General features: G+C 62.6%; 17 protein-coding genes and 1 pseudogene. 3 read left to right on the top strand and 15 right to left on the bottom strand.

Annotated elements, in window-relative coordinates:
* Positions 1 to 2: 2 nt before the first annotated feature.
* The 11 genes from JMA46_RS06850 to JMA46_RS06800 form a co-directional block, all read right to left on the bottom strand.
* Complete coding sequence (locus tag JMA46_RS06850) at positions 3 to 1,571, bottom strand: FG-GAP-like repeat-containing protein (RefSeq protein WP_207344595.1); 1,569 nt, start codon at positions 1,569 to 1,571, stop codon at positions 3 to 5.
* Positions 1,572 to 1,755: 184 nt separating this feature from the next.
* Positions 1,756 to 3,132: a 2-oxoglutarate dehydrogenase, E2 component, dihydrolipoamide succinyltransferase gene (sucB, locus tag JMA46_RS06845; RefSeq protein ID WP_207344594.1), complete on the bottom strand. Its 1,377-nt coding sequence runs from the start codon at positions 3,130 to 3,132 to the stop codon at positions 1,756 to 1,758.
* Entirely contained in the window at positions 3,125 to 4,516 is a 1,392-nt protein-coding gene (gene allB / locus JMA46_RS06840) for an allantoinase AllB (RefSeq protein ID WP_207344593.1), read from the bottom strand. The genes sucB and allB overlap by 8 nt, the downstream gene beginning before the upstream one ends.
* On the bottom strand, positions 4,509 to 5,666 hold the full coding sequence (locus JMA46_RS06835) for a glycerate kinase (protein ID WP_207344592.1): 1,158 nt from the start codon (positions 5,664 to 5,666) through the stop codon (positions 4,509 to 4,511). The genes allB and JMA46_RS06835 overlap by 8 nt, the downstream gene beginning before the upstream one ends.
* A gap of 9 nt (positions 5,667 to 5,675) precedes the next feature.
* Positions 5,676 to 7,454: a glyoxylate carboligase gene (gcl, locus tag JMA46_RS06830; protein ID WP_207344591.1), complete on the bottom strand. Its 1,779-nt coding sequence runs from the start codon at positions 7,452 to 7,454 to the stop codon at positions 5,676 to 5,678.
* A gap of 144 nt (positions 7,455 to 7,598) precedes the next feature.
* On the bottom strand, positions 7,599 to 8,477 hold the full coding sequence (locus JMA46_RS06825; RefSeq protein ID WP_207344590.1) for a 2-hydroxy-3-oxopropionate reductase: 879 nt from the start codon (positions 8,475 to 8,477) through the stop codon (positions 7,599 to 7,601).
* Between the two features lie 45 nt (positions 8,478 to 8,522).
* Positions 8,523 to 9,317 (bottom strand): TIM barrel protein, encoded by a 795-nt coding sequence (locus JMA46_RS06820; protein WP_207344589.1) that lies wholly within the window; start codon positions 9,315 to 9,317, stop codon positions 8,523 to 8,525.
* 229 nt (positions 9,318 to 9,546) lie between these two features.
* Entirely contained in the window at positions 9,547 to 10,359 is an 813-nt protein-coding gene (locus tag JMA46_RS06815) for a bifunctional allantoicase/(S)-ureidoglycine aminohydrolase (protein ID WP_207344588.1), read from the bottom strand.
* A gap of 12 nt (positions 10,360 to 10,371) precedes the next feature.
* On the bottom strand, positions 10,372 to 11,640 hold the full coding sequence (locus JMA46_RS06810) for an aldolase (RefSeq protein WP_207344587.1): 1,269 nt from the start codon (positions 11,638 to 11,640) through the stop codon (positions 10,372 to 10,374).
* A gap of 2 nt (positions 11,641 to 11,642) precedes the next feature.
* Positions 11,643 to 13,250: a malate synthase A gene (gene aceB / locus JMA46_RS06805; RefSeq protein ID WP_207344586.1), complete on the bottom strand. Its 1,608-nt coding sequence runs from the start codon at positions 13,248 to 13,250 to the stop codon at positions 11,643 to 11,645.
* Complete coding sequence (locus tag JMA46_RS06800) at positions 13,247 to 14,653, bottom strand: NAD-dependent malic enzyme (RefSeq protein ID WP_207344585.1); 1,407 nt, start codon at positions 14,651 to 14,653, stop codon at positions 13,247 to 13,249. Before JMA46_RS06800 ends, aceB begins: the two co-directional genes overlap by 4 nt.
* 204 nt (positions 14,654 to 14,857) lie before the next feature.
* Between JMA46_RS06800 and JMA46_RS06795 the strand changes: the two genes are divergently transcribed.
* A complete protein-coding gene (locus JMA46_RS06795; RefSeq protein ID WP_207344584.1) occupies positions 14,858 to 15,613 on the top strand; it encodes an IclR family transcriptional regulator in 756 nt (251 codons plus the stop codon).
* On the opposite strand, the gene xdhC is transcribed toward JMA46_RS06795, so the two are convergent.
* The 3 genes from xdhC to JMA46_RS06780 are packed head-to-tail and all read right to left on the bottom strand — an operon-like array spanning position 15,600 to position 20,464.
* Complete coding sequence (xdhC, locus tag JMA46_RS06790) at positions 15,600 to 16,412, bottom strand: xanthine dehydrogenase accessory protein XdhC (RefSeq protein ID WP_207344583.1); 813 nt, start codon at positions 16,410 to 16,412, stop codon at positions 15,600 to 15,602. The two genes, JMA46_RS06795 and xdhC, sit on opposite strands and share 14 nt — an antisense overlap.
* 15 nt (positions 16,413 to 16,427) lie before the next feature.
* Positions 16,428 to 18,806, bottom strand: a complete 2,379-nt coding sequence (gene xdhB, locus JMA46_RS06785; protein WP_207344582.1) for a xanthine dehydrogenase molybdopterin binding subunit — start codon at positions 18,804 to 18,806, stop codon at positions 16,428 to 16,430.
* Positions 18,803 to 20,464, bottom strand: a complete 1,662-nt coding sequence (locus tag JMA46_RS06780; protein ID WP_207344581.1) for an FAD binding domain-containing protein — start codon at positions 20,462 to 20,464, stop codon at positions 18,803 to 18,805. The genes xdhB and JMA46_RS06780 overlap by 4 nt, the downstream gene beginning before the upstream one ends.
* 477 nt (positions 20,465 to 20,941) lie before the next feature.
* Between JMA46_RS06780 and JMA46_RS06775 the strand changes: the two genes are divergently transcribed.
* The gene (locus tag JMA46_RS06775; RefSeq protein WP_207344580.1) at positions 20,942 to 21,427 is read left to right on the top strand and encodes a nucleoside deaminase; all 486 of its coding nucleotides are present in this window, start codon (positions 20,942 to 20,944) and stop codon (positions 21,425 to 21,427) included.
* A gap of 18 nt (positions 21,428 to 21,445) precedes the next feature.
* Positions 21,446 to 22,951, top strand: a complete 1,506-nt coding sequence (locus JMA46_RS06770) for an NCS2 family permease (protein ID WP_207344579.1) — start codon at positions 21,446 to 21,448, stop codon at positions 22,949 to 22,951.
* Between the two features lie 104 nt (positions 22,952 to 23,055).
* Here JMA46_RS06770 and JMA46_RS06765 read toward each other — a convergent pair.
* A pseudogene (locus tag JMA46_RS06765) lies at positions 23,056 to 23,438 on the bottom strand (pyruvate dehydrogenase (acetyl-transferring), homodimeric type); the annotation flags it as partial.

Raw genomic sequence — 23,438 nt, 5'->3', positions numbered from 1 at the left:
GGCTAACTGCCGAGCAGCAGCGGGCCCCAGCCGCCGCTGCCGATCTGAGTTGGTGTGCCCCAGCCGTTCTTGACGATGGGGTAATGCAACAGGCCACCTGCGTCAGTCCGGGCGAGGATTCCTTTGCTGCCTGTGCCGAGGTGGCCGGTGATGCCGGAGAGATGCGTCATGGGGCCCCAGCCGCTGCCGACCACGCGCCTGGTCTCGTTGATGAAGCCGCCGGTGCCCGAGCCCCGGTAGAGGAGCAGCTGGCCGGCTGCGTTCCGGGCGAGCAGGTCCTGGCGGCCGTCGCCGTCAAAGTCGGCGCCCATGATGGTCAACGGACCCCAACCTGTACCGATCCGGGTCACGGCACCGAACCGTGCGCCGTCGAGGTTGGGATAAAGCATCAATTCGCCGGTGACGCGCTGCTTGGCGAGGATGGAGGGCAACTTGTCGCCGCTCCTCCAAGCGGTGACCACGATGTCGAACGGGGCCCAGCCGTGGCCGATAGCGCTAATCGGTGCGAACGTGCCATTTGACTGGCCGTAGCTGACCGTCAGGCGGCCGTCCTTCCACACGGCCACAAGATCCTGACGCCCGTCGCCGTTGTAGTCGGTGACTACGAGTTGCTGCGCGCCGGACCAGCCGTCAGAGACGAACTTGCGCTGCCACAGGTCACCGCCCGTGGCCGAGGGGTAGATGTACAGGCTGCCGGCTGTGTCGACGGCCGCAACGTCCCCTGCATTTGCGACTGCAGCAGAGTTGGGTTGCGGCTGCGGATTTCTCGAGTCGGGGTAACCGGCCAAGTTGCCCACCACCATTGTCATGCCGCCCCAGCCGGGCTTCGTAGTCTTGACATAGCCTAGGCCCAGATCTGTGGCGCGCTTGTCGAGCATGGCAGCCCGATGCGCGGGGGAGCCCATCCACCAATCGACAACCTGTTGGGCGGTGCCGTTGATCGCGATGATCTCCGAGTACATGTCGTAGCCTTGGGGCAGGATTGAGGCGCCTGCATCCCCGCGGTGCACCCTGTTCCAGTCCAAGGTATCGTTGTTGATCTGCCTATTGAGGGTGGCTGCCCATTGCTGTGACCCGGCGCCGATCGCTGAGCTGACGTCCAGGGAGTCGGCACCGTTGGCGGTCCTGTAACGATTGATGGCGCTGCTCACCTGAGCGGCGAACGCATCGTTGGCAGCGGGTGCGGCGAGTGGCGTGGCCACGCCGATAAGGGGCGCGGGGATCGGCGTGGCCGCAGTGCCCTCTGTTGGGGATGTGGCGACAGAACCGAAAGGCGGATGGGTTGGCGTGGCTGTCTCGGCAGGTGCCTCGGGAGAGACTGACTTGGCAGGAGTCTCGGCGGGAGTTTTGGCGGGAGTCGTCACGGCCGGAGTCGTCACGGCCGGAGCTGGGGAGGGCTTGTTTGTTGCGGATGCCGTGGCTTCCGGCGGGGCTGGGTCGGCGGGAAACGAGGGACCGGACGGCGCGGCCGTGGCGGGGGCTGTCGGGGCGGCGGCGGCAGGGGCCAATCCGGAGAAAAGGACAGCAGCCGCGATGGCTGAGGCTGTAGCCAGCCCAAGGGTTTTTCGCATGGTTGATACCTAGCAATGGGGGACAGGGAAACGTGGGGCACGAATGCCCTTACCGATACTACCGGCTCCAGACGCCCAAGTGTTCTCCATCACAATGAATTATGTCCATAGACCTGAAATAAGTGCGTTAAACGCGTGTGGGGGTTGCCGCACATTTGGCAGCAACCCTCACGCGATTGGTTCGCTAGAGTCCCAAGTCGGCGTCGAAGGCCCCGGCACTCAGTCTTGACGCGAGCGTTTGCAGGAACCTGCCTGCATCGGCGCCGTCGACGATCCTGTGGTCGTACGTCAGGCACAGGTACATCATGTGGCGAATGGCCAGCACGTCCTCGCCGTCCGGACCAGAAACGGCCATGGGCCGCTTGACAATGGCTCCAACGCCGAGGATTCCCACCTGTGGCTGGTTGATGATCGGCGTGTCAAACAACGCACCGACCGAACCGATGTTGGTGATGGAGAATGTGCCGCCGCTGAGTTCGTCGGCCTTGATGGAGCCGTTGCGGGTTCGTGTCGCCACGTCGGCGATGCCAGCAGCCAGTCCTGCCACGTCGAGTGCACCGGCGTCACGCACCACGGGAACCAGGAGTCCCTTGGGCCCGTCCACAGCAAAGGCGAGGTGTTCGGCGTCGTGGTAGGTGATGGTGCCAGCGGCCTCATCGAAAGCAGCATTGAGCATTGGATGGACCTGCAAAGCCTCGGCCACAGCCTGGGCGATGAACGGCAGAAACGTCAGTTTGACCCCGTGCGCTGCGGCAAAGGGAGCCTTTGCTCGTTCCCGCAACCGCACGATCGCAGTCATGTCGACCTCGTGCACCTGCGTCAGCTGGGTGGAGGTTTCCAAGGACTCACGCATGCGCTTGGCAATGACGGATCGAATGCGCGACGCCTTCACAACAGTGCCGCGCAGGCTTGCTGGAGCCGTTGCCCCTGCCGCGGGTGTAGCAGCCGCCGGGGCAGCATGCACGACGGCGGGACTTGCCGCAGGTGTCGACGCGGCAGCAGCCGCTGCCTTCACATCCGCACCGCGAACACGCATGCCAATGCCGGTGCCCGTCACAGTGGACAGGTCAACGCCAAGCTTGCGTGCGAGCTTGCGCACGAGCGGAGTGACATAACCGGTCGATTTTGCAGAGGCCACCGCGGGTTTGGCCAGCAGCGGTGCCGGGGCGGCAACCGGGGTGGGCTCGACCGGCGGCGGAGGAGCCGGCATGTTCGTAGGCGACGTAAAGGAGGAGGCAAGGCCGCTCGCGGCCGGCGGACGGATAGTCGCCGGAACATGTCGGTCCGCAGCCGCCGGGGCAGCCGCAGCCGCCGGGGTTGAGTCGCCAGCGGTGATGATGGCCAGGACGGAGCCGACTTCGGCGACCTCGTCCTCGGCCACCAGGATGCTGTGCAGGATTCCTTCGAACGGCGAGGGGATTTCCGTGTCCACCTTCTCGGTGGACACTTCCACCAGGGGCTCATCCAAGGCCACGGTGTCCCCGACGGCTTTCAGCCAGCGAGTGACGGTGCCCTCGGTGACGCTTTCACCCAGTGCAGGCAGCAGCAGGGACTCAGGCATCCGCAGGGCGCTCCACGGTGATCTCGCCGCGGCGCAGCAGATTTCCTGTGGGCGTGATGCCGTCAAGCTCGTGACCGCGTAGGAACGTACGGCGGACCACACCGGAGAGTGCGCGCCCGTCGTAGGGGGTGATCGGGTTCTTGTGCTTGAGCTTCTTGACGTCGACAATGAAGGCGTCGTCGGCAGCAAAGATGGCGAAGTCGGCGTCGTAACCGGGAGCCAGTTTGCCCTTGCGGTGTAGCTGGACAAGCTCGGCCGGTGCGGTGGACATCCAGTGGACAACCTTTTCCAAGGAGATGCCGCGGTGGCGTGCTTCGGTCCAGATCAGCGACAGGCCCAGCTGCAGGGAGGAAACGCCGCCCCAGGCAACGGCGAAGTCGCCGTTTTCCAGATCCTTCAGATCCAGGGTGCTGGGGGAGTGGTCGGAGACAATGCAGTCAATGGTGCCGTCCAGCAGGCCCTGCCACAGCTTTTCACGGTTGGATGCTTCGCGGATGGGCGGGCAGCACTTGTATGCAGTGGCTCCGTTGGGGATTTCCTCGGCCATGAGGGTGAGGTAGTGCGGGCACGTTTCCACGGTCAGCTTGACGCCGTCGCGGCGGGCGCTGGCAATCATCGGCAGGGCATCGGAGGAGCTCAAGTGCAGGATGTGGGCCCTGGCACCGGTCCAGCGGGCGCGCTCAATAACCTCGGCCACGGCCAGGTTCTCGGCGCCGCGGGGGCGCGAGGCCAGGAACTTCTCGTAGTGGTCGCCTTGGGCAGTGGGAGCCCGGTCGATGGTGCGTGAGTCTTCGGCGTGGACCAGCATGAGAGCGTCGTAGCTCGTCAGCTCCCGCATGTCGAGTTCCATCTCGTCGGGATCCAGCGGCGGGAATTCGTCCACGCCGGAGTGCAGCAGGAAGCACTTGAAGCCGAAAGCGCCGTCGTCGTGCAGCGGGCGCAGATCCTTGGTGTTGCCGGGGATGGCACCGCCCCAGAAGCCAACGTCCACGAACGCCTGGTCGCGCGCTACGCTGCGCTTGAGTTCCAGGGCGTCCACGTTGACGGTCGCCGGGATGCTGTTGAGGGGCATGTCGATGATGGTGGTGACGCCGCCGGCTGCTGCTGCGCGGGTGGCGGAGGCGAAGCCTTCCCAATCCGTGCGGCCGGGCTCGTTGACGTGCACGTGGCTGTCAACGAGGCCAGGGATGAGCGTCTCGTCGTCGGCCAGTTCAATGACCTCGCGTCCGGCGAGATTGTTGCCCAGGGGTTCAAGGGCTATGGTGACGCCGTTGCGGACGCCCACTTCGCGCGGCACAATGCCGGCCGTGGTCAGTACTCGCTTGCCGCGAATGACCAGGTCATAGATTTCCCCATGTGCTTCATTTCCTGCGGTGTTAGACATAGGAGTTCTCCTCTTCCTTGCCGGTGTTGGCAAGTCGTGTGCCGATCAATGCCCCGATTTGTGTCAAAAGGGCGCCGGCGTTCTTCATGCAAAGGTCTGTATCGGATTCTATATCCGTCAACGCGTAACTGTGGGCAAAACCGGCTGCAGCCAACGTTTCGGGGCTCAAGGTGGTGCGTCCGCACACGGCTACAACAGGAACGCCTGCTGCACGTGCCGCCGTCGCGACACCCATGGGGGCCTTGCCAAAGAGGCTCTGTTCGTCCAGACTGCCTTCGCCCGTAATGACCAGATCGGCGCAGTCAATCTTGGCAGCAAGACCGGTTAGGTCAAGGATAACCTCGATGCCGGGCCGGCGCATGGCGGATAAAACGGCCAAGGCTGCGTAGCCGGTGCCACCAGCCGCGCCTGAGCCGGGTGCGTCAATGGCGTCCACAGCGGCTGTGCCGAGTGCATTGGCCATGATCCGGAAATACCGCTCAAGGGCATTTTCCAGGTGCTTGACGTGAGCTTCGCTGGCGCCTTTTTGGGGGGCAAAAACTGCCGCCGCGCCATCAGGGCCCAGCAGGGGATTGTCGACGTCGCTGGCCAGGGTGAGTGGTACACCGCCCAGTCGCGTGTCGAGTCCGGTCAAGTCAATGTTGGTGAGCTTGGCAAGGGCGCCGCCGCCGGAGGGCAGGCGCCGCCCGGCCGCGTCCTTGAATTTAACGCCCAACGCTGCGAGCATGCCAGCCCCGCCGTCCGTTGTGGCGCTGCCGCCCACTCCGAGAACAATCTCGGTGCAGCCGTGATCCAAGGCGGCGGACACCAGCTGGCCAGTGCCGAAGGTGCTCGCCGCCAAGGGGGAAAACGTTCCGTTGGGGAGCACGGCCAGCCCGGAGGCTGCCGCCATCTCAATGACAGCCACCTTACCGTTGACGGCAAAGTCTGCGGTGATGGGCTGGCCGGTGGGCCCTTGAACGGTAGTGCTGACGCGGGAGAAGCCAGAGGCCACCACAGCGTCTACGGTGCCCTCGCCGCCGTCGGCAACAGGCATGAGGTCAATGTCCAGTCCAGGATGCGCAGTGCGCAATCCGGTTTCCAGCCATTGAGCCACCTCCGGTGCCGACAGCGATCCCTTGAACTTGTCAGGGGCGAGGACGATCCGCATGATTCGTCCCTAGTCCTGAAGTGTCAGGATTGCGGTGGGTGCGTCGGCGGCGTATTGGGCAATGTCTTCGATCTCGTTGACGTTGTCCAGCTCGGTGCCCATGGAAATGTTGGTGACGCGCTCCAGGATGGCTTCGACAACAACCGGAACCTTGAACTCTTCCATGAGGCGCTTTGCCTCGGCGAATGCGGCAGCCATGTCCTCGGGGCGCTCAACGCGGATGGCCTTGCAGCCCAGGCCTTCGGCAACCTTGATGTGGTCAACGCCGTAGCCGTTGGTCTCCGGCGAGTTGAGGTTGTCGAATGCCAGCGACACGTGGTAATCCATCTTCAAGCCGCGCTGGGACTGACGGATCAGGCCCAGGTAGGAGTTGTTGACGACTACGTGGATGTACGGCAGGTTGAACTGAGCGCCGACGGCCAGTTCTTCGATCATGAACTGGAAGTCGTAGTCACCCGAGAGTGCAACAACGGGCTGTCCCGGCTTGCCGCGGACAACGCCCAGGGCTGCAGGCATGGTCCAACCCAAGGGGCCGGCCTGTCCGGCGTTGATCCACTGGCGCGGGCCAAAGACGTGCAGCATCTGGGCGCCGGCAATCTGCGACAAACCGATGGTGGAGACGTAGGTGGTGTCCGGGCCGAACGCGGCATTCATTTCTTCGTACACGCGCTGCGGCTTCATGGGCACGTTGTCGAAGTGGGTCTTGCGCTGCAGCGAGCCCTTGCGAGCCTGGCAGTCCTTGGACCAGGCACCGTAGTCCGGCACGCCGAGGTCGGCCTTGCGCTCACGAGCGACTTCGAGCAACACGGTCAGGGCTGCTCCGGCGTCGGAGACGATGCCCAGGTCAGGTGCGAAAACGCGGCCGATCTGGGTGGGCTCGATGTCCACGTGGATGAACTTGCGGCCCTTGGTGTAGGTGTCCAGTCCGCCGGTGTGGCGGTTGGCCCAGCGGTTGCCGATGCCGATGACGGTGTCTGACTCCAGGAACGTGGCGTTGCCGTAGCGGTGTGAGGTCTGCAGGCCAACCATGCCGGCGCTCAGCGGGTGGTCGTCCGCGATGACGCCCCAGCCCATGAGCGTGGAGATGACGGGAATGTTCAGCAGCTCAGCCAATTCCACCAGCTGCTCGGAGGCGTTGGCGTTGATGACGCCGCCACCGGCGACGATCAGCGGCTTTTCTCCGGCCAGCAGGATGTCCAGGGCTTTTTCGGCCTGCTGGCGCGATGCGGCGGGCTTGCTCGGGACGAGGGGCTCGTAAGCGTCGATGTCGAATTCAATTTCGGCCATCTGCACGTCGATGGGCAGGTCCAAGAGGACCGGGCCGGGACGGCCTGAGCGCATGAGGTAGAAGGCTTTCTGGAAGGCGCCGGGGATCTGGCCGGGCTCCTTGACCGTCATGGACATTTTGGTGACCGGGGCAGCAATGGTCTCGATGTCAATGGCCTGGAAGTCTTCTTTGTGCAGCTTGGCAACAGGTGCCTGACCGGTGATGCACAGCATCGGGATGGAGTCAGCCTGGGCAGCGTACAGCCCGGTGATCATGTCGGTGCCGGCGGGGCCGGACGTACCGGTGCAAACACCGATGTTGCCCTCGGCGGCACGTGAGTAGCCGTCCGCCATGTGGGAGCCACCTTCCATGTGGCGCGCCAGGGTGTGGTTGAAGCCGCCGTGCTGGCGCATGGCGGAGTAGAACGGGTTGATGGCTGCTCCGGGAAGACCAAAGATCTCCGTGGCGCCTTCTTTTTCCAAAATCAAAACGGCTGCGTCTACGCTGCGCATTTTAGCCATGGTTTGCTCCTTCAAAATTTTTGTGCGGTGTGCCCTGGTGGGGCCGGGGAGTGCTGAACGGGAGGTGGGTTTCCCGCCGTCGGACGTCTCGAGGATCATCCGACGGCGGGAAGTGTGTGGGGCGTGAACCCCGCAGGGTGTTGCTTACTTGCGGCCGGAGGAGGCCAGTGCCAGCTTGAACAGACCTGAGTGGTCCAGTCCGCCGTCGCCCTGGGCAACCATGGACGTGACGAGCTGGGCAACTGCGCCGCCAAGCGGGACAGCAACGCCGGCTTCGCGGGCTGCTGCTGTGACAATGCCGAGGTCCTTGTTGTGAAGGGCAAGGCGGAAGCCGGGGTCGAAGTTGCGATCGAGCATCTTCTGGCCCTTCTGGTCAAGGACCTTGGAGCCGGCGAGGCCCCCGCCAAGAACCTTCAGTGCGGCGTCGGTGTCCACGCCGTAAGCCTCAAGGAACACGATGGCTTCCGAGAGAGCCTGGATGTTGACGGCCACGATCAGCTGGTTGGCTGCCTTGACAGTCTGGCCTGAGCCGGAGGGACCAACGTGAACGATGGTCTTGCCAACGGCATTCAGGACCTCTGCCGCGTCGGCAAAGTCCTTGGCGTCTCCGCCAACCATGATGGAGAGGACACCGTCAATGGCACCCTGCTCGCCACCTGAGACGGGAGCGTCCAAGGGGCGGATACCGGCTGCAACGGCGTCTTCGGAGAGGCGCTTGGAGACGTCGGGGCGGATGGAGCTGGCGTCAACCCAGATGGTGCCCTTGCGGGCGTTGGCGAAGAGGCCCTCGGGGCCGCTGACAACACCTTCAACGTCGGGGGAGTCCGGAACCATGGTGACGACGACGTCGGCGTCCTTCACGGCGTCGGCGATGGACGTGCCGCCCTTGCCGCCGGCTTCGACAAGCTTGTCGATGGCGCCCTGGCTGCGGTTGAAGCCGGTGACCGTGTGGCCGGCCTTGACGAGGTTCACTGCCATGGGCAGTCCCATGATGCCGAGTCCGATTACTGCAACGTTGCTCATATTGATTCCTTTGCGTGAAGTGTAAGGGGTTTGGTGGAGGGAGGTTTAGTTGGAAGGCTGGCGAACGGCCCAGTTGAAGGCCTCCGCTGCGGGAGCCTTGTATTCCAGGCCGATGGGGCCGGTGTAGCCCAATTCGCGGCTGCGGGCGATCCACTGGTCGAGCGGGAGCGTGCCGGTGCCGGGGGCACCGCGGCCGGGGTTGTCGGCGATCTGAATGTGGCCGAAGTCCTTGGCATGGTTTTCAATGACAGCTGCTACGTCGTCGCCGTTGACGGCCAAGTGGTAGAAGTCAGCAAGGAGCTTCACATTGTCGACGCCGGCTGCTTCGGTCCTGGCGATGATGGCCATGACATCCGCAGCGGTCTTCAACGGGTAGGCGGGCGTTCCGGAGACGGGTTCCAGCAACACGGTGCCGCCGATGGCTGCAACGCCTTGGGCAGCGGCCACGAGGTTCTTGACACCAAGTTCGTCCTGCTCCTCGGCAGTGAACTCTTCCTGACGGTTGCCATACAGGGCGTTGAAGTGCTTGCAGCCGAGGCGTTCGCCAATACCTGCCACCACGGCAATGTTGTCCTTGAATTCCGAGCAGCGTCCCTTCCAGGAAACGAGGCCGCGGTCACCGCCGGGCATGTTGCCGGCGTTGAAGTTCAGACCGGTCAGCTGCACGCCTGCATCGGTGATGGCACGCTCAAACGCGGTGACATCGGCGTCGGCCGGGACGGAGGATTCAAAGGGCCACCAGAACTCCACTGCGTCAAAACCAGCGGCCTTGGCTGCGGCCGGGCGTTCGAGCAGGGGAAGCTCTGTCAGGAGGATGGAGCAGTTCACTGTGTACGTCATTGTAGGACCTTCCAATGGAATTCTAGATTCCAACGTTCTCATATTGTGGAAATAAGTTTCTGCCTTATGAAAAGTTTAGAGATGATTACGGGCAACGTCAAGGCCATGGTGGGATGCGAATCACGCGTGGGTCGGCGTTAGACACAAAAAAGCACCCATTTGTGCTTTTAGCACCCCGTCAGACGGGGGCTAAAAGCACAAACGGGCGCTGATATTGCAAATGTGGACCTTACGTCAGTTTGATCTGACGGTTCATGTCCTTGTACAGCAGGTAGCGGAACTCGCCAGGGCCGCCGGCGTAGCACGCCTGCGGGCAGAATGCGCGGAGCCACAGGAAGTCGCCTGCTTCCACTTCGACCCAGTCATCATTGAGCAGGTACATGGCCTTGCCTTCAAGGACGTACAGGCCGTGTTCCATGACGTGCGTTTCCGGGAACGGGATGACGCCGCCGGGCTGGAACGTAACAATGTTCACCTGCATGTCGTGTGCCAGGTCGGATGAGTCCGTGAACCGGGTGGTCTTCCAGGCACCGTTGGTGTCCGGCATCGCAGTGGGCTCAACTTCATCGTCACTGGTGACAAATGACGTTGCCTCGTAGCCGTCAAGACGCTCGTACGCCTTGCGGATCCACTGGAACGAGACGATGTCATCGGAAACGTTCTCCAAGCCCCAGGCGTCACCGGCTGCGAGGTAGGCGTAGCCGCCTTCCTCCAACTGGTGCAGTTCGCCTTCAAGGGTCAGGTTGACCTTGCCCTTGGTCACAAAGATGACGCCTTCAACGCCGGGCTCGAACTCGGCGCGAGGGGCGCCGCCGCCAGCACCAATCTCAACGATCAGCTGAGAGAAGGTGGTGGCAAAGCCGGAGATGGGACGTGCCAGGATCCATGAGCGGGTGTTGGAGAAGCCCGGCAGTGAACTGGTCACGATGTCCGTCATGACGCCCTTGGGGATGACCGTGTAGGCCTCCTTGACAATGGCGCGTTCGGTGGTCAGGTGTGTCTGCGGCGGCAGGCCGCCTTGCGGGTAGTAATACTTGCCCATAGCTGAATCCTTTTACTTGGAGACGGAAGCGAGCCGCGGGTGGGCCAGCTTCGTCAGTTGACTTTGGTCAAGGCTCGTCAGGGCCAGCACTTCTTCGGCTCCGGCGGCTCCACAAACGAGGCCGCGCAGGATGAAGTTCGCCAAGGCGCGGGCCGTTGCCGGCTCGTCCATGACAGCACCGGGGGTCTGCTGGACGTAGTTGCGCAACCGCACGGCGGCTGCGGGCAGCCCCTGGCGGTAGAACGCGTACGTTGCGCTGAAACGGCTCGGCAGCTGGGCAGCGTTCAAGTCCCAGCCCTGGTAGTAGCCGCGTTCCAAGGAACGGCGGACCAACCGGCCGTGCAGTGCCCAAGCGGACTCGGCACCTTCACCAATGGGCATGATGTTGGTTGAGCCGTCGGAAAGGCGGATGCCTGTTCCGGCGACTGCCAACTGCATGACTTCCTTCGCGAGATCCGCGACGGGGTGTTCCATGGACTGGTACTCGGCTGAAATTTCCAGCGATGCACTGTAGTCGTAGGTGCCATAGTGCAGGCCGCTGATGCGTCCTGGCACTGCGTGGGCCAGCTGTGCGACGGGGGAGGTGCCTTCGTGGCTGAGGATGATCTGTGGGGTTTCCACCTGCACCTCAAAGCGAAGGCGTCCAGCGGGCAGTCCGTGGATTTCCTCCAAACGGCTGACAGCGAAGTCCATGGCCTTGACCTGGTCCACGGTGGTTACCTTGGGAAGGGTCAAGATCAGTCCCTGCGGCAATTCACCGGCCGAGGCCAGTGCCGAGACAAACAGGTCAAGGGTCCGCACGCCACGGGCCCGTGTGGGGGCCTCGAAGCACTTGAAGCGAATGCCGATGAACGGAGGAGCGGTTCCAGCCTCCACCGCTGCATTGACAGCCTTGCCGGCTGCGACGGCGGCAGCATCTTCTGCCTCGTCACCGCGATCGCCGAAGCCGTCCTCAAAGTCGAGGCGCAGGTCTTCGATGGGTTCGCTTGCCAGCTTGGCAGCCACGCGAGGTGCCACGGCTGCAGCCAGTTCCTCGTCCTGGCCGAGCAGCTTGCCGAGCTTTTCCAGTCCACCATAGGCGTCGATGGCGGCCTGACCCTGCGCGCCCCATTCGGCGGCAAAGGAGGAATTGAACTTGTCTGCCGGCACATAGACCGTGTGGACAGGCTGGCGGCTTCCGTCGTCGCCCGGGTAGTTGCGGTCAAGCAACGTGTCCGTGGCGGCACAGGCGGACTCAATATGGGCCAGGTCGGCCGCGTTCAGAGACGCTTGTACAGCCATTCCTAGCCCACCAGTTCGTAGGCCGGGATGGTGAGGAAGTCGGTGTAGTCCTCGGAGAGGCAGATGTCACTGATCAGGGCGCTGGCGTCCTTGTAGTACTTCGTGAACAGTTCCTCGCCAACTTCGCCGCGCAGCTTCTCGGTTTCCTCAGCAAGGATGCTGGTGACGAGTTCGCGGGTGACCACATTGCCGGTGTCGGCAAGGGTGGTCTTGTTGCGAATCTGCTGCCAGACCTGTGAACGGGAGATTTCCGCGGTGGCGGCATCTTCCATCAAGTTGTGGATGGCCACGGCGCCGTTGCCTGAAATCCAGACGGCGGTGTAGGCGACAGCCACGTACAGGTTCAGGCGCAGGCCTGCTTCGGTTGCCTGGCCCTGTGCCGAAGGAATATCCAACAGCTGATCGGCCGTGACGTTGACCTCGGGGCGCTGCTTGTCCAACTGGTTCGGTTTCCCGCCGAGAATGGTCTCGAAGACTTCCTCGCACACGGGGACCAGGTCCGGGTGGGCAACCCATGAACCGTCAAAGCCGTCATTGGCTTCGCGGGTCTTGTCATTGCGCACCTTTTCAAACGCTGCTGCCGTTACTTCGGGCTCGCGGCGGTTGGGGATGACTGCAGCCATGCCGCCCATGGCGAAGGCACCACGGTGGTGGCAGGTCTTGACCAGGAGCTCGGTGTAGGCACGCATGAAGGGAGCCGTCATGGCAACCTGGGCGCGGTCCGGGAGGGTGAAGTTCTCGCCGGCATCACGGAAGTACTTGATGATGCTGAAGAGGTAGTCCCAGCGACCTGCATTCAACCCTGATGCGTGGTCGCGCAGTTCGTAGAGGATTTCATCCATTTCAAACGCAGCCGGGATGGTTTCAATCAGCACGGTTGCGCGGATGGTGCCCTGCGGGATGTCCAAGTAGTCCTGGGCAAACACGAAGACGTCGTTCCAGAGGCGGGCCTCGAGGTAGCTTTCCATCTTCGGCAGGTAGTAGTACGGACCCTGGCCCTTGGCAATGAGCGCCTTGGCCGTGTGGAAGAAGAGCAGGCCAAAGTCCACCAGACCGCCGGAGGTGGGTGCGCCGTCGACCAGCACGTGGCTTTCGATCAGGTGCCAGCCACGGGGGCGGGCCACCACAACAGCCAGGGGTGCGTCGGTGCGCAGGCGGTATTCCTTGCCCTCGGGGGAGGTGTATTCAAGGGTTCCCTCTGCTGCGTCCTTTAGGTTCAGGACGGCGTCAACAACGTTGGGCCAGGTGGGGGTTGACGCATCTTCAAGGTCGGCGAGCCACACCTTGGCGCCGGAGTTCAGCGCATTGATGGCCATCTTGGCCGGTGAGGCCGGGCCGGTCATTTCAACGCGGCGGTCCTGCAAGGGGGCCGGAGCCGGAGCAACCTTCCAATCACCTTCACGGACGGACTTGGTTTCCGGCAGGAAATCAAGCTTGCCTGTTGCAGCAACTTCTTCGCGCTTCGTGCCGCGGGCGGCCAGCAGTTCTTCGCGGATGGGGTTGAAGCGGCGGTTGAGTTCGGTCACGAAGGCCAGGGCCTCGGGCGTGAGGATTTCTTCTGCACGCGGGATGGGGTTGGGATCGGTGACTGTTGCTATCTGGCTGCTCATGCGTTGGCCCTTTCGGAAGGTGTGGCAGCTGCCGCGTTCCTCACGGCTGCTGCAACGTCGCCGGCCACATGCGGGTCGAAGACGCTGGGAATGATGAAGCTTGCGTTGCGCTCAGAGTCATCGACGCGGTCGGCGATGGCAGTGGCCGCTGCAACAAGCATCTCATCTGTGATGTCCGAAACGCCCGCATCCAGCAAACCGCGGAAGAATCCGGGGAATGCCAGCACGTTGTTGATCTGGTTCGGGAAGTCGCTGCGACCTGTGGCAACCACGGCTGCGTACTTCGATGCGATGACCGGATCAACCTCGGGGGTCGGGTTGGCCATGGCGAAGATGATGGAATCCTTGGCCATGGAAGCAACCTGCTCCTCGCCGATGACGTTCGGGCCGCTGACGCCGATGAAGACGTCGGCGCCGGCAACGGCGTCGTGCAGGGTGCCGGTGAAGTTGTCCGGGTTGGTGTTGTTCGCCAGCCACGTGCGGTGTTCGTCTGTGTAGGTCTCGTCGCGATTGATGGCGCCGTTGCGGCCACAGGCCACAATGTTCTTGGCACCCTGGGCCAGCAGGAGCTGGATGATGGCGTTGCCGGCTGCGCCGACGCCTGCAACAACGATCTTGACGTCTTCGATCTTCTTGTCGACGACCTTCAGTGCGTTGGTCAGTGCGGCGAGGGTGACGATTGCCGTGCCATGCTGGTCATCGTGGAAGACCGGGATGTCCAGTTCTTCCTTCAAGCGACGCTCAATTTCGAAGCAGCGGGGAGCGGCGATGTCTTCAAGGTTGATGCCACCGTAAACCGGAGCCATGGCCTTGACGATCATGATGATCTCTTCGGTGTCCTTGGTGTCAAGGCAGACGGGCCAGGCATCAACGTTTGCGAACTGCTTGAACAGGGCTGCCTTGCCTTCCATGACGGGAAGTGCGGCTGCGGGTCCAATGTCGCCCAAGCCGAGGACGGCGGTGCCGTCGGTGACCACGGCGATGGTGTTGCGCTTGATGGTCAGGTTGCGGGCAGCGGCAGGATCTTCATGGATGGCCATGCAGACACGGGCGACGCCGGGGGTGTAGGCGCGTGAGAGATCGTCACGGTTACGGATGACGAACTTGGAGTTGACCTCGAGCTTGCCGCCCAAGTGCATCAGGAACGTGCGGTCCGAGACGTGCAGGACGTGAACGCCCTCGAGTGCTTCCAGGGCATCTTTGACCCGGTTTGCGTGTTCGTCGTCGGTGGTGTTCGCGGTGATGTCGACGACGATGCTCTCGTGCTGTGATTCAACAACGTCCAACGCGGTGACTGCGGCACCGGCTGAACCGACGGCAGCCGCCAGCTCGCTCGTGACGGTGAAGTTGGACGGAGCGGTCACGCGGAGGGTGATGGAGTTGCCGGGGCTAGGATTCGCCATTGAGATTCCTTGAGGTATGGCCCGTGAGGGCTAGTCGACATTTACGATTGTTCTCGTAGAATGGATATTATTATCTATCTGGTGGAAATTCAAGCCCTGCGCGATGTTTGAAGACGCTGAAGCTGAATAAGGTATGTTGTCAATTGGAAGATTCATACCACCATGCGGAATGATTAGTGACTTTGAACTAGTAGGAGACTCACCATGGCAGCTAAAGCAACGGGCGGCGTTCAGTCCGTGGAGCGTGTCTTCGAACTGCTCGAACTCATTACCGAAGCTGGCGGCAATGTAACCCTCAGTGAGCTCTCCGCCTCCACCGAGCTGCCGCTGCCCACCATTCACAGGCTCCTGCGCACCCTTGTCTCGCTTGGCTACATTCGTCAGCTGCCCAGCCGACGCTACGCTCTGGGCCCGCGGTTGATCCGATTGGGTGAAGGTGCCACGAAGCAGCTTGGCGCCATGGCCATGCCGCAGCTGGAGTCTTTGGTCCAGCAATTGGGTGAAACAGCCAACATGGCCGTCCTGGACACGGACATGGTCATTTACATTGCCCAGGTCCCCTCCCCGCACGCCATGCGCATGTTTACCGAGGTGGGTCGCCGGGCCCACACCCACGACACCGGCGTCGGCAAGGCGCTGCTGGCCCAACTGGACGACGACACAGTGCGTCGCATTGTGGCTCGGCAAGGCATGCCCACGCCCACTAGTAAAAGCCACAAGAACGTTGAAAGTCTGCTGGCCGACCTCGCCCAGATCCGCGAACGCGGCTACTCGATTGACGAGGAAGAGCAGGAACTTGGTGTGCGTTGCTTCGCCATGGCTGTTCCTAACGCGCCCACGCCGACGGCAATCTCCGTCTCCGGCCCCGTCCAGCGCGTTGACGAGCGTTTTGCCAACCGCGCCATCCCGCTGCTGCACAAGGCCGCCCAAGTGATCTCCACGGGGCTCAACAGAAACTAGCCGGACCTTTCTGAAAGACACGCATCAGGTCGGCGGCGACACCGATGGCGATCACGGCAGGGTGTTTCCCGGTGATGTCGGGGACTCCGATGGGGCACTGAATACGCTCGAGCAAGGCTTCCGAATGCCCCTCGGCTGTGAGCTTCATCCGAAACCTGGCCCATTTTGTGGCGGATCCGATGACCCCGATGCTCCCGAACCCTTCCCGTCGCAGAGCCGCGTCGCAGAGCATCAGATCTTCTGCATGGTCGTGGGTGAGGATGAGCAGATGCGCGCCATCCGGAAGCTCAGCGATGAGGGTCTCGGGGGCAGGCAGGGTATGCAGGTGCACAGCGGCCGGGCCGGCTTCGAGCGTGGCGGCGAGAACGCCGTCGATCATGCCCTCCCGGGAGTCGGCAAGGTGCAGGACAATCTCGTGGCGGCTGAGGATTCGTGCCAATTCCCTGCCAACGTGGCCGGCACCGAAAACTGCGACGGTGGGGCGCCGTCCAATCGTTTCCAACAGTACCCGCACGACGCCGCCGCAGCATTGGGTGCCATAGGCTGCCGGTGCGTGTTCATTGAGGCCGAATTCGACTTCCTCCACCGTATCCATCCCGCCATCGAGCATTGTGCGGGCGCGCTCGGTGACGGTGGCTTCCATGTTGCCGCCGCCGATGCTCCCCGATGCAGCCTCGGCTGAGATGAACATCTTCGCACCGACTTCGCGGGGGGAGTGGCCGCGGACCTCGATGATCGTCGCCAGCACCCCTATCGTCCCGGCAGTGTGCGCACGAGCGAGAGCGTTGATCCAATCCACGATGCCCTGTCCGGATCAATCGGCGGCGAGAGCCGGGTCGGACACCATCCTGCGCGCCTTGTCCAGCGCCCAGTACACCGCTTCGGGCGTGGCCGGTGAAGGCAACTCGACCTGATGCCCCGGCTCACCGAAGGCCGCTGCGGCGGCGCGCAGCGCCTCCCGCACCGCAATGGACAGCATGAGCGGCGGCTCACCCACGGCCTTTGACCCGTACACACTTCCACCGTCGTCGGTGGTCTCCCCGTGCACGTAGAGGTCCACGTTGAAGACTTGTGGCAACTCTGAGAACGACGGCAGCTTGTATGTACTCGCCGCCTGCGTCAGCAGCTTGCCGCGGTTGGGCCCGTCGCTCGTGTCCCACCGCAGATCCTCCTGCGTGAGCCAGCCGACGCCTTGGATAAATGCACCTTCGACCTGTCCGAGGTCGATCAAGGGTGAGAGCGAACTGCCGACGTCGTGCAGCAGGTCCACCTGCCGCGTCGTGTACGCTCCGGTGTACCCATCAACCTCCACCTCGGCGACTGCGGCCCCGCGGGCATAGTATTTAAACGCGTTGCCCTTGTACGTGCTCGAATCGAAGTAGAGTCCTTCGGTGCGGTAATAACCGGTCGCTGACAATGACACCCGTTGGAAATATGCCGTCTCAATAAGCTCCTCCCAAGTCGTGCACTTCTCCGTTCCCAACCCGTTGACAACCCCTCTCGTGATGCGGACGTCGTTCGCGTGGACGCCGAGCATGCCGGCTGCCACCGGAGCAAGCCGGTCCAGGATGAGCTCGCAGGCGTTCTTGACTGCACCGCCGTTGAGGTCGGAGCCGGTCGAGGCAGACGTGGCAGAGGTGTTGGGCACTTTATCGGTCCGAGTCGGAGCGAGACGAACACGCCGCAGCGGGAGCCCCAGCGCTGTTGCGGCGACTTGCAGCATTTTCGTGTGCAGGCCCTGGCCCATCTCCGTGCCGCCGTGGTTGATGAGCACCGAGCCGTCGCGGTAGACGAGCACGAGCGCACCGGCCTGGTTTAAGAACGGTTTGTTGAACGAGACGCCGAACTTCACCGGAGTGATGGCCAAGCCCCGCTTGACGTGTTGGTGGGCGGTGTTGAATGCGGCCACGTCGAGAAGCCGGGCATCGTAGTCACTTGATTTCTTGAGCTTGTCCCAGATGTCGACCATGCGCTCGGCCTGGCTGACCACCTGCTCATAGGGGGTGCTCTGGCCCGGAGCATAGAAGTTCCTGCGGCGGATTTCCTCTTCGCCGAGGCCCAGCTTCGTGGCCGCCTGGCCAAGCAGATCCTCGGTCACGATCATGCCGGAGGGTGCGCCGAAGCCACGGAATGCCGTGTTTGAGGTCTTGTTCGTCCGCGCGATTTGGCCGATCACATGGACATTGGGAAGGTAGTAGGCATTATCGACGTGGCACAGCGCTCGGCTCACGACGGCGGGGGACAGGTCGACGCTGAAGCCGCCATCGGCGGTCAGCACGGCCTTGTACGAAAGGATGTGCCCGTCGTCGTCCAAACCGGCCTCCCAAGTGGCATGGAAGCCGCCACGCTTGCCGGTCATGGTCAGATCCTGAGTGCGGTTGAGGCGCAGGCTTACGGGCCGGCCAGTCAGTACGGCGCCCATGGCCGCGACGGATGCGAACGCATTCGCGTTCGTCTCCTTGCCACCGAAGCCGCCACCCATGCGCAGGCACTGCACCGTGACCTGGCTCGATGAAATGCCCAGGACCCGGGCAGCCACCTCCTGCGTGTGGCTCGGGGCCTGGGTTGAGGACTGGATGAAAACCTGCCCGCTCTCGTCGACGGTGGCGAACGATGCCTGGGTCTCAAGATAGAAGTGCTCCTGGCCCTGGATGTCGATCCCACCGCTGATGCGGTGCGGAGCGTTCGCGAGGGCCGCATCAGCGTCGCCGCGCTGGAGCGTCGCCCGCGGTCCCTGGAACTGCCCTGCCGCGATGGCCTCCTGGGCGGTGATGATGGACGGCAGTTCCGTATAGGCGATCGCGATGGCGTCGGTTGCCAGGCGTGCTTCTTCGAGGCTCTCAGCGAGCACCCAAGCTACAGGTTGTCCGTGGTACAGCACCTCGTTGGGGAAGAGAATTTCGTCCCCAATGTCACCGTAATCGTTCAGGCCCGGGACGTCCAAAGCCGTGAGTACACGAACCACCCCGGGCATTGCCTCGGCCTTGGACGTGTCGATGGAGTCGATGTGGGCGTGCGCGGCGAAAACTTGGAGCGGCCACGCGTGGAGAACATTGGCTGACCGGTAGGGAAGGTCGTCAGTGTACAAAGCCTGACCCGTGACATGCTCCCACGCGGCCTCGTGCGGCATGACGACACCGGTGGTGCCGCCGTCGGGGATCTCCGCAAGAGGGCGGGAGGAAAACGGATTCATGATGCAGCCTCCGAGTAGAAGCGACGGATGGATTGGGCGAGTGTGGCGCTGCGGTATTCGGCACTGGCACGGTGGTCGGACATCGGCGTCCCCACGGTCTGCATGACCTCGGCGGCTGCCTCGAACGTTTCGGCCGTCCACGGCTTGCCGATCACTGCGGCTTCAGTGTCCAACGCACGCAGTGTCATCGCGGCGGCCCCGCCCACACCGATACGGATGTGCTGAACCGTCCCGTCGGTGACAGTCGCGGCGATGGCCACTGCCACCGAGGAGATATCATCGAATTTACGTTTGGCAACTTTGTAGAATTGGCCCATCGGTGCGACCGGCGTCGGGATCCGCACTGCGCGGATGAGTTCATCGGCCGCTCGTATGCTCGTGCGGTAGCCCGTGAAGTAGTCGGCCAGCGCCACCGTCCGATCACCGCGCGGTGAGCTGAGCACAAGATCGGCGTCGAGGGCCAGGAGTGCGGGGGCCATGTCGCCGATTGGGGATCCGGTACCGAGGTTTCCGCCGATCGTCGCAGCGTTCCTGATCAGTCGAGACGCGAAGAGGGGGAGGGCTTGGGCGAGTACGGGCACCGAACCTCCAAGGAGGCGTTCGACCTCCGACAGAGTGAGTGCCGCGCCGATCTCGATATGGTCGCCAGCAACGTGGAACTGACGCAACTCCGGCAGCTGGTCAATCGCGATGGTCAGTGGGGTGCGGCGGTGCTTGATTGTCAGCTCGACTCCCCAATCGGTTGAGCCAGCCACCAGGACGGCCTCCGGTGCCCCGGCGAGGAGACTGAGGGTCTCCTCGAGATCAGCAGGACGGACGAAGGTATTCCCCGATGTCTCGATGCGCAGGGGGCGACTGGCGGGGGCGGGCTGATTGCGTCGTTGGGCGATTGGATCGTCGGGATCAACTTCCCCGAGCGCGAAGGCCGCGTCACGGATGGGCCGGTATCCGGTGCACCGGCACAGGTTGCCTGAGAGTGCATGCAGATCGAATCCATTGGGCCCGATCTCGGGTTCGTGTGGGGACGTCGATTCGTACCTCGTGGCCGGCACGACGTCGGCACCCGCAGCCGCGTCCCGCTCAGTCCGCGGTGGCAGCCAAGGTTCAAGGCGCTGGGCGTCGTCGTTCAGGACGAGCGGCCAGGGAAGTTTGTTCCCGGACGGCACGGCGCGTGCGGTGGAGATGATGTCGGAGGTCGTGGGGGCTGAAAAGCACCCGCCCGACCCGCATTCGCAATTTACGCGGTCCTCACGGTAGTACTCGGCAGCCATCGAGGACACGAAACCGGGTGTGCAATAGCCGCACTGGGAACCGCCCCGCATGGCCATCTCCTGCTGGACCGGGTGCAGCGCGTCGGCGGAGGCCAGACCTTCAGCTGTGTAAATTTCCTGGCCAGCGAGCATTGCAGCGGGTACAAGGCATGAGTTCACTGAGGTCCAGCGGGTGCCTCCTTCACCATCGGGCCGTGAGACCATCACGGCGCACGCTCCGCACTCACCTTCCGCGCACCCCTCTTTGGGGCCTGTGATCCCATTGCCTCGCAGCCATTGCAAAGTGGTGGTGTGCGGGGCGACGTCCGCGACTGACATCTTGTTTCCATTGACGGTCAGGGCTGTGGCAGCTACATCCGTCTCGGCTTGATTGACGGGTTCGGTCATGACCAATCCTCTTTCGTTCTATCCAGCAACGGTGTAAAACCAATGCGTGTCCGCATTCGTTTTAGCATGGTTGAGGCCGACGAGGTCGGGAAGCCAGGCCAGGTTATCCATGCAAACAGGCGGTGGCTATTGTGACGCAGCCTACACCCGTGGGTGGGGAACGGGATAGGGCCCGCACGGTCCGACAGCCGGCCGCCGTTGAGCATGTCGACACAGGATCACACATGGCCCAGGGTGGACGGCCCAACGATTCGAGTTTTCACAATGTGAGAAATGAGTTTCGAAAAAGGTCTTGTCACTGCTCAATCGCCGGTGTTAGTGTTCCAGCATGACTACGGCGGGCGCATCACTTGGGGCGCTAACTACCGGGGGTAATTTGAATTCTGATCTCAAACCCAAGGGCATATCGGTATGCGGAGGCAACAGAGTCCTCTTATGAAAGTCAGCGCCGGTTGCCTCAGTGACAAGGAAGTCACCATGAATACCAGCGAAAACAACCAGAAATACCTGGCTCAGGCAGTCGAACTGGCCACGGCCAATGTGCTGGACGAAGGTGGGCCCTTCGGCGCCATCATAGTCACCGCAGACGGCAGGGCTTTTGAGGGCATTAATCGGGTCACCGCCAACAATGATCCCACCGCTCATGCCGAAGTGACGGCCATCAGGAATGCATGCTCGGCACTTGGCACATTCGACCTCACCGGTGCCACGCTGTACACCAGTTGCGAACCCTGCCCCATGTGCCTGGCATCATCCCTCTGGGCGCGTGTGGAAAAGGTCTTCTTCGCTGCGGACCGTCACGATGCAGCCCGCGCCGGCTTTGACGATGCTGTATTTTACGACTTCTTCGACACCCCTGTAGAGCAGCGGAGCATGCCCGTTGCGCAGATCGCGCCGGGTGCCACAGACCCGCTCACTCCGTTCAACACCTGGAACGGTCTCGAAACCCGGATTGACTACTAGGTCAGGTGGGAAACAGCCATGTCCAATGTGAACAGGACCGGGAAAAAGAACGTAGCGACCGCCCCGAACTCTGAGCAGCCAGCGCCCAAGGGCGGCGTTTGGAACTCCATCGACAATTATTTCGAAATCACTGCTCGCGGCTCCAACGTGCTGCGTGAATTTCGCGGTGCCCTGGCCACGTTCTTCGCCATGGCCTATATTGTGGTGCTCAACCCGCTAATCCTCAGCGCCCCGGATGGCTCAGGGGCAACGCTGGGCATACCCCAAGTGGCTGCGGTGACGGCGGTCGTCGCCGGTGTGGTCACCATCGTCATGGGTGCGTGGGCAAAGTATCCCTTCGCGCTTGCAGCAGGCTTGGGTGTCAACGCGTTCGTCTCAGCCACCGTGGCGACCACTAAAAATGTCACGTGGCCGGAAATCATGGGACTGGTGCTCCTTTCCGGCATCATCATGTTCATCCTGGTCCTCTCTGGACTGCGGGAAGCCGTCATGGTGGCTGTTCCCAAGGGGCTGAAAACCGCCATTGTGGTTGGCATAGGATTGTTCATCGCCATCATCGGGCTGGTCAATGCTGGCTTTGTCCGTCGCATACCGGATGCCTCACACACCACTGTTCCCCTGATGTTGGGCATAGACGGGAAGCTGCTGGGATGGCCCGTGTTGGTCTTTGTCCTCGGCTTGGTGCTGACCATCGTCCTGGTAGTGCGCAAGACGAAAGGTGCAATTCTGATTGGCATCGTGGTTTCCACGCTCTTTGCCATGGGACTGCAACTGCTCACGAACACCCCCTCAAGTCAGACTGATCCCTCCGGCTGGTCGTTGATGGTCCCTGTCCTGCCGACCACCATCTTTTCGGTGCCGGATTTGTCCCTGATCGGCAAAGTGGACATCTTTGGTGCCTTTGTTCACCTGGGCTTCATGTCCGCACTTTTGCTGACGTTCACCATCTTGCTCAGCGTCTTCTTTGATGCCATGGGCACCATGACGGGACTGGCCAGTGAAGCCGGACTGTTGGATGAAAACGGCAACATGAAGAATGCCAGCCGGGTACTGCTCGTGGATGCTGCCGGTTCCATGGCCGGTGGCTTCGGTTCCGTCTCTGCCAACGAGATCTTCGTTGAATCCGGTGCCGGCATCGCTGAGGGTGCACGAACCGGAGTGTCCGCGATCTTCACGGGCTGTTTGCTTTTGCTCTCGGCATTTGTCGCCCCACTGGTGGCGGTGGTGCCGTTCGAAGCCGTGGCGCCAGCGCTGGTCGTGGTCGGATACATGATGGCCTCCCAAGTGCGAAACATTGACTGGAGCGACATCGGCATCGCCATCCCGGCGTTCCTGACGTTCATCCTGATGCCTTTCACCTACTCGATCGCCAACGGTTTGGGAGCCGGCTTCATTGCCTACGTGATCATTCGGGTTGCACAGGGGCGGGCCAAGGAAATGCACGTCCTGATGTGGGGTGTGGCCGTGGCCTTTGTGATCTACTTCTGCATGGGACCCATCCAGCTGTTGCTGGGCACCAGCTAGGGTTTCCGGAGTCGGACTGGGCAGCTGGGGACAATGAAGGGGCCGGCGCAATGTGCGCCGGCCCCTTCATCATTGCTTAGTTATTGCTGTATTCCTGGTGGTGTTTAGCCTTCGCCGCCGGCGTTGCCGGTGGTTCCTGCGTTGACGTTGAGGAGGTCGTATTTGGTGGCTGCTTGGGTGGGGATGGTGGCGTCGATTTCTCCGGTTTTGGCGAGCATTTGCAGGGCGCGTACGACGACGGAGTGTGAGTCGATTTTGAAGTAGCGTCGTGCTGCTGCTCGGGTGTCGGAGAAGCCGAAGCCGTCGGCGCCGAGGGTCGCGAAGTCGTTGGGCAGGAATTGGCGTACCTGGTCCGGGACGGCTTTCATGTAGTCGGTGACGGCGATGACCGGTCCTTGTGCATCAGCCATTTTTTGGGTGATGTACGGGGTGCGGACGGGGTTTTCGGGGTGGAGGAACGCTTCTTCTTCCGCGGCGAGTCCGTCGC

The organism is Arthrobacter sp. E3, from assembly GCF_017353415.1.
Taxonomy (GTDB): domain Bacteria; phylum Actinomycetota; class Actinomycetes; order Actinomycetales; family Micrococcaceae; genus Specibacter.
Note: the sequence above shows the minus strand (reverse complement) of the source record. Positions and strands in the feature narration are given on the sequence as shown.